3 protein-coding genes and 2 pseudogenes are annotated in these 6,849 nt (G+C 55.5%); 1 reads left to right on the top strand and 4 read right to left on the bottom strand.

The genetic code is table 11. From position 1 onward, the window contains the following. Nucleotides 1-141 precede the first annotated feature (141 nt). Together VCA57_RS16855 and VCA57_RS16850 are read right to left on the bottom strand one after the other, a co-directional pair. Nucleotides 142-897 carry a methyl-accepting chemotaxis protein gene (locus VCA57_RS16855; RefSeq protein ID WP_411186235.1) on the bottom strand — a complete coding sequence of 252 codons (756 nt, stop codon included), beginning with the start codon at nt 895-897 and terminating at the stop codon, nt 142-144. Nucleotides 898-999: 102 nt separating this feature from the next. Next, nucleotides 1,000-1,266, bottom strand: a pseudogene (locus tag VCA57_RS16850) (HAMP domain-containing protein); the annotation flags it as partial. Nucleotides 1,267-2,199: 933 nt separating this feature from the next. Here VCA57_RS16850 and VCA57_RS16845 point away from each other — a divergent pair. Continuing rightward, nucleotides 2,200-2,478, top strand: a pseudogene (locus VCA57_RS16845) (transposase); the annotation flags it as partial. Between the two features lie 39 nt (nt 2,479-2,517). Here the strand turns inward: VCA57_RS16845 and VCA57_RS16840 are convergent. Together VCA57_RS16840 and purL are read right to left on the bottom strand one after the other, a co-directional pair. After that, nucleotides 2,518-2,652: a CDGSH iron-sulfur domain-containing protein gene (locus VCA57_RS16840; RefSeq protein WP_411186234.1), complete on the bottom strand. Its 135-nt coding sequence runs from the start codon at nt 2,650-2,652 to the stop codon at nt 2,518-2,520. 153 nt (nt 2,653-2,805) lie between these two features. Continuing rightward, complete coding sequence (gene purL, locus VCA57_RS16835) at nt 2,806-6,702, bottom strand: phosphoribosylformylglycinamidine synthase (RefSeq protein ID WP_411186228.1); 3,897 nt, start codon at nt 6,700-6,702, stop codon at nt 2,806-2,808. Nucleotides 6,703-6,849 lie beyond the last annotated feature (147 nt).

Genomic DNA, 6,849 nt, shown 5'->3' with positions numbered 1-6,849 from the left:
GGGAATAGCCGCTGCGAAGCGTTCGCAGCGGCTAAAAACACTGAAATATGCGAGATACTGATCGTTTTTTGGTCAGTTGCCGTTTTAAAAATCAGCAAGGGCTGAAGTCGACCGGAAATACAGGGCTACTTCAGAGCATCCCTAAACGCGGAACTGATCCATTTGCTGCTGCTGGTTGTTAGACAAGCGATTAAGCGTTTGATTTATCTGAGCGGACTCTTGCGCCTGATTAGAAATCGACTCGGTAACATCGCGAATAGATGCAATGTTGTGGTTGATTTCATCGGCTACCGAGCTTTGCTCTTCGGCAGCACTGGCTATCTGTAGGTTCATGTCGGTAATTACGCTGACAGCCTCGCCAATTTTCTGCAGTGCTGTTACCGCCATCGCTACTTGGGTCACGCTACCTTGAGCTTGTCGGTGGCTGCTATGCATTGAACTAACGACTTCACGCGTGTCGGTCTGCAAACTTTCTATAACTTGGCGAATTTCCTCAACAGAATCTTGAGTACGTTTGGCCAAATTTCTGACCTCGTCAGCAACTACTGCAAAACCACGACCGGCGTCACCGGCACGTGCAGCTTCAATAGCAGCGTTAAGAGCTAGTAGGTTAGTTTGGTCGGCAATTGAACGAATGACCTCAAGTACTGAGCCGATTTTTTCGCTGCTGGTGGCTAAGCCCTCGACCCCCTCCATAGCTAAGCTCATCTCATTGGCCAGCTTCTCAATCGAAAGCGTAGTTGTGTCAATTACCCCTAGACCTTCGCGTGTCGCATTATCAGCACTGCGGGCGGCATCCGCCGCATGCGCAGCACTGCTTGCAACATCCTGCGCAGTAGCACTCATCTCGTTGAAAGCGGTTGCGACCTGATCTACTTCGCGATATTGCTGCTGCATTCCAGCGCTGGTTTCGTTGGCAATTTCCGAGGACCGATCAGCAGTTTTTTGAGATTCCTTAACTGAGTTTTTTACCTCCGCGATGATCGGCTGCAGTTTGTCGAGAAAGCTATTAAACCACCCAGCCAAAACACCCAGCTCGTCGCTCTTTGCGTAGGCGAGTCGTCGTGTCAAATCACCTTCACCGGACGCAATATTCTTCAGCATATTAGACACTTCAAGGATTGGCCGAGTGATGCTAATAACTATCCAGACTGAAAAACCTCCCAAAATTACAGCTACAGCAGCCACTATGACGAAGAACCAACTTATAGTGCTGCGGTTAGCAGCATCAAACTCCGCATTCGATTGATCTGCCTCACCTCTCATGGATGCAGCAATCTTTTTTAAATTTTCTTGAACGATAGCGCTCTGCTCATCGATAAGCTCGTCGACACCTCTGACATCTTCGCTAATTTGGCTTGATGGTGTGGTGCGAAGCAATGGCAGCATTTGCTGCTCATACAGGTTGATATAAAGCGACAGTGCAACTTTAGCGTTTTCCGCCTGCTGCTTTTCTTCGTCAGTATCAACGAACTTCTGCACCTCGGCCATTTGCCTCAAGCTCTCAGCCTTAACTTCCGCCCAATCCTTGCTGCTTTGCTCGAGATTACGGTTGATTATCGAGTCCGCAATAACCTGATACATTACCGCGCCAATATTTGAATTATTGAAAGCTGTACCACTGTTTTCAGTGGTACGAGATCCAGAGACCTGCAATTCTCTCATTTGATTCATACCACTACTGGCCACGAAAGACAGTAGAGCTACAGCAATTGCCGTAATAACAAAATTGAGAACTAGCTTCATTTTAATATTCAATACTTCTCTCCCCGGAGGTGCAAAACTCATATAGAAACTGAATTATTTACACCCAAAAAATTAGCAACAGCTGCTGCACATTATCAGAGCCTGGTGCTCTGCAGATTTATCGAAAACCATGTTCAATGGCAGCCGTTGATTTAAATCTTTAGCATTCTCATTCCACTCTAGAAACCCAAGAGAAATTTTAGAACTTCAAAAAATAGTGGCGCTACCCTATGTTTCTTATGGATAAAGTTAGTGCATACAATTTAAATTTCCAGCACGAACAAGTACTTATTTTGAAATTTCCAGCTGCTTTCCGTCGTTTTATTGTATTTGCCAATATCGTCCGCCCACCGCATAACTTTAATTTTTCGTGTTTGCGCGCATAAGGACACTCTATGAAAAAGACTTCCTGAATTTGGCAAAATACCCGAACGCCACCCGCCGAGTTTTCCGATCAAGCAGATGACCTTCGCCAATGCCGAATACGCCGGCAAGCGCAAACAGCCCCGCAAAGAGTTGTTCCTGATCGAAATGGATCGGGTGGTGCCGTAGAAGGGTTTGATCACCTTGATCGAACCGCTTTATCCCAAGGATGAAGGTGCTCGTCCGGCTTACTCATTGATGGCGATGCTGCGAATGCACCTTATGCAAAACGGGTTCGGTTATAGCGACCCAGCGATGGAAGAGGCGCTTTACCAGACCACCATCCTGCGCCAGCTTTTCGGGCTAAGCCGTCACATGTTAGTGAAGGCCAATAAGACCCCGCGCAGCTTACAGACCACACCAAAATCGCCGCCATCTAGCCTTGAGGCCGCTTACTGGCTGGCTATGGCTACCATCACAATAAGGCAGGCGGCGCGATTGAGCGCAACGACAGAGCAGCAAAAACTGCTCACGCTCAGGCATCTGTTCAAGGGCATCGGGACAAGCAGAGAGGCAATCAGGAAGCTGGGGCGAACGCCCGCAGCGGCACAGCAGCAAGGTATCGCCAGGTTTGACCTGGCGTACCTCAGGCAGGATTGGCACAGGCTTACTCAACATAAGCCTGCGCCGCCCTGATCAATCCACCCACACGCGGGCGTTACGGAACATGCGCAGCCAGCCAGCATCTTCCTGCCAGTCGTCCGGTTTCCAAGAGTTTTGCACGCCACGGAACACACGCTCCGGGTGCGGCATCATGATGGTCACACGACCATCGCGGCTGGTCAGGCCGGTAATCCCGCGCGGCGAACCGTTGGGGTTAGCCGGGTAGGCTTCGGTGACTTTGCCGTGGTTGTCGATAAAGCGCATGGCCACACAACCCGACAGATCTGCCTCAAGCAAAGCCTCCTCATTCTCGAACTCGGCATGGCCTTCACCGTGGGCGATGGCGATTGGCATGCGCGAACCGGCCATCCCTTGCAGGAAGATCGACGCTGATTCCTGCACCTGAACCATGGCCACACGCGCTTCGAACTGCTCCGAACGGTTGCGCACGAAGTGCGGCCAGTTCTCGGTACCTGGGATCAGTTCGTGCAAGTTGCTCATCATCTGGCAGCCGTTGCACACGCCAAGGGCAAAGCTGTCCTTGCGCTCGAAGAACGCCTGGAAGCCATCGCGGGCGCGGCTATTGAACAGCACCGACTTAGCCCAGCCCTCACCCGCACCCAGCACGTCACCGTAGGAGAAACCGCCACAGGCGACCAACCCTTTGAACTCGTCCAGGCTGACACGACCACTGAGGATATCGCTCATGTGTACATCGATGGCGTTGAAGCCGGCGCGGTCGAAAGCCGCGGCCATTTCTACCTGACCGTTGACGCCCTGCTCACGCAGCACGGCAATTTGCGGACGCACGCCCTTGCGGATATACGGCGCACTGATGTCCTGATTGACATCGAAGCCAAGCTTGACCGACAGACCTGGATTGTCTTCTTCCAGCAAACCGTCGAATTCTTGATCGGCGCAATCGGCGTTATCGCGCAAACGCTGAATCTGATAACTGGTCTGCGCCCACTGACGCTGCAGCAAACGCCGCTGACCGGTAAACACGGGCTGACCGTTGAAACTGATCGACACGTTGTCGCTATTGACCGGCTGGCCAATCACCGCAACGCAATCGCCAAGGCCAGCGGCGCTGAACTGCGCCAGCACTTCCGGCGTCGCGTCCTGATGCACCTGGATCACCGCGCCCAACTCTTCGTTGAACAGCGAAGCAGCCAGCTCAGCGCTGTTATCGGCCAACGCATCAAGGAACAGATTGAGGCCGCAGTGGCCGGCAAACGCCATTTCCAGAGCAGTTACCAGCAGGCCACCGTCGGAACGGTCGTGGTAGGACAGGATATGGCCGTCGGCATTCAAGCCCTGGATCACAGCAAAGAAGGCCTTGAGGTCTTCAGCGTCATCGACATCCGGCGCTTGGTTGCCAAGCTTGCCGTAAACCTGCGTAAGGATCGACGCGCCCAGACGGTTCTGGCCACGACCCAGGTCGATCAGGATCAGATCCGTTTCGCCTTTGTCCATGCGTAGCTGCGGGGTCAGGGTCTTGCGGATATCACTGACCGGCGCAAAGCCGGTGACAATCAGCGACAACGGCGAGGTCACGCTCTTCTCCGCGCCGTCATCCTGCCAGCGGGTTTTCATCGACATCGAGTCCTTGCCCACCGGGATGGTGATACCCAGCTCCGGACACAACTCCATGCCAACCGCTTTAACGGTGTCGTACAACCGCGCGTCTTCACCTGGGTGACCAGCAGCGGCCATCCAGTTAGCGGACAGTTTGATGTCGCTGATCGCCTCAATGCGCGAGGCAGCCAGGTTGGTCAGGGTTTCGCCAATCGCCATACGCCCGGACGCCGCAGCATCCAGCAATGCCAGCGGCGTGCGCTCGCCCATGGCCATGGCTTCACCGGTGTACACGTCAAAGCTGGTGGCGGTTACCGCACAGTCAGCCACCGGCACCTGCCAAGGGCCGACCATCTGATCGCGAGCCACCAGGCCGGTAATGGTGCGGTCGCCGATGGTGATCAGGAAGCTCTTGCTGGCCACAGCCGGGTGATGCAGAACGCGGGTAACGGCTTCATCGATGGCCAGGGTGCTGGCATCAAAGTCATCACCCAGCTCGCTTTCGCGCTCGGCCGAACGGTGCATGCGCGGGGCTTTGCCCAGCAGCACGTTGAGCGGCATGTCTACGGCATTGTTGCCGAAATGGCTGTCGGTCACCGTCAAGTGAGCTTCTTCGGTGGCCTCACCAACCACTGCAAACGGGCAGCGCTCACGCTCACAGATGGCTTTGAAACGTTCGAAATTGGCAGCATCCACCGCCAGCACGTAGCGCTCCTGGGATTCGTTGCTCCAGATTTCGTGCGGCGCCATGCCCGGCTCATCATTGGGCACATTGCGCAGTTCGAAACGGCCACCACGACCGCCATCGTTGACCAGCTCTGGGAAGGCGTTGGACAAACCGCCCGCACCGACGTCATGGATAAAGGCGATGGGGTTGCTCTCACCCAGCTGCCAGCAACGGTCGATGACCTCCTGACAGCGGCGCTCCATTTCCGGGTTTTCGCGCTGTACCGAAGCAAAATCCAGATCCGCCGAGCTGGTGCCGGTGGCCATCGACGAGGCCGCGCCACCGCCCAGACCGATCAGCATGGCTGGGCCACCCAGTACGATCAGCTTGGCGCCAACCGTGATCTCGCCCTTTTGCACGTGCTCAGCACGGATGTTGCCCATGCCGCCCGCGAGCATGATCGGCTTGTGGTAACCGCGCACTTCTTCACCGCGCGGCGTCTGAATCGCCTGCTCGAAGGTACGGAAATAACCGGTCAGCGCCGGGCGACCAAATTCGTTGTTGAACGCCGCGCCACCCAGCGGGCCTTCAATCATGATGTCCAGCGCGGTGACGATGCGCTCGGGCTTGCCGTACGGCACTTCCCACGGTTGCTCGAAACCGGGGATTTGCAGGTTGGATACAGTAAAGCCGGTGAGGCCAGCCTTCGGCTTGGCACCACGGCCAGTCGCGCCTTCGTCACGGATCTCACCACCGGAGCCAGTCGACGCACCCGGGAACGGCGCAATCGCGGTTGGGTGGTTGTGGGTTTCGACCTTCATCAAGATATGTACCGGCTCCTGCACCGCGCCGTACTGGCGGGTTTCAGGGTCCGGGAAGAAGCGCCCGGCGACGTTACCGACGATTACCGAGGCGTTGTCTTTATAAGCAGACAACACACCTTCGCTGTGCATCTGGTAGGTGTTCTTGATCATGCCGAACAGGGATTTCTCTTGGCTCTGACCATCGATATCCCAACTGGCGTTGAAGATCTTATGGCGGCAGTGCTCGGAGTTGGCCTGGGCAAACATCATCAGCTCGATGTCGTGGGGGTTGCGACCCAAGCCATTGAAGCTGGTGACCAAGTAATCGATTTCGTCTTCAGCCAGGGCCAAGCCCAGCTCGACGTTAGCCTGCTCCAGCGCGGCGCGACCGCCACCCAGCACATCTACAGCTGTCAGTGGCTTGGGCTGAGCATGGCTAAACAGTGCAGCAGCACCTTCCAGGTTATCCAGCACCAACTGCGTCATGCGGTCATGCAACAGGTCGGCAACTTGCTGCGCCTCGGCGGCATTCAGCTCGCCGCTGACGTAGTACGCCAGGCCACGCTCAATGCGCTGAATCTTCGCCAGGCCGCAGTTGCGGGCGATGTCGCTGGCCTTGCTCGACCAGGGCGAGATGGTGCCAAAGCGCGGAATACTCAGGAACAGGCGGCCACTTGGCTCCTGCACTGGCACACTCGGGCCATATTTCAGCAAACGGGCCAATACCTGCTCTTCGTCGGCATTTAGAACACCGGATACTTCGGCGAAATGCGCAAACTCGGCATACAGGCCGGTGACCGCAGGAACTTTGCTGGCCAGTTGCTCAAGCAGTTTGCCGTGACGGAAAGCAGAAAGGGCGGGAGCGCCGCGCAGGATCAACATCGGGGACAGCCTCTGGGAAGGGGTGTACTTTGAGGCCGTGCATTCTAGCCTAAAGCGCTGCCAACAGCACCCGTGAAGGCCAGTCTCTGTTAGCGCCGCATGACGACGTGAATTACCGTATGCATCGTGCAAACCGCGCCTGAGCAA

Origin of the sequence: Pseudomonas sp., assembly GCF_046581935.1 — a bacterium.
Taxonomy (GTDB): domain Bacteria; phylum Pseudomonadota; class Gammaproteobacteria; order Pseudomonadales; family Pseudomonadaceae; genus Aquipseudomonas.
Note: the sequence above shows the minus strand (reverse complement) of the source record. Positions and strands in the feature narration are given on the sequence as shown.

Coding starts and splice junctions, on each gene's coding strand:
- VCA57_RS16855 (WP_411186235.1), bottom strand. CDS start 897: ATGCAGCAGCAATATCGCGAAGTAGATCAGGTCGCAACCGCTTTCAAC.
- VCA57_RS16840 (WP_411186234.1), bottom strand. CDS start 2,652: ATGCCTGAGCGTGAGCAGTTTTTGCTGCTCTGTCGTTGCGCTCAATCG.
- purL (WP_411186228.1), bottom strand. CDS start 6,702: ATGTTGATCCTGCGCGGCGCTCCCGCCCTTTCTGCTTTCCGTCACGGC.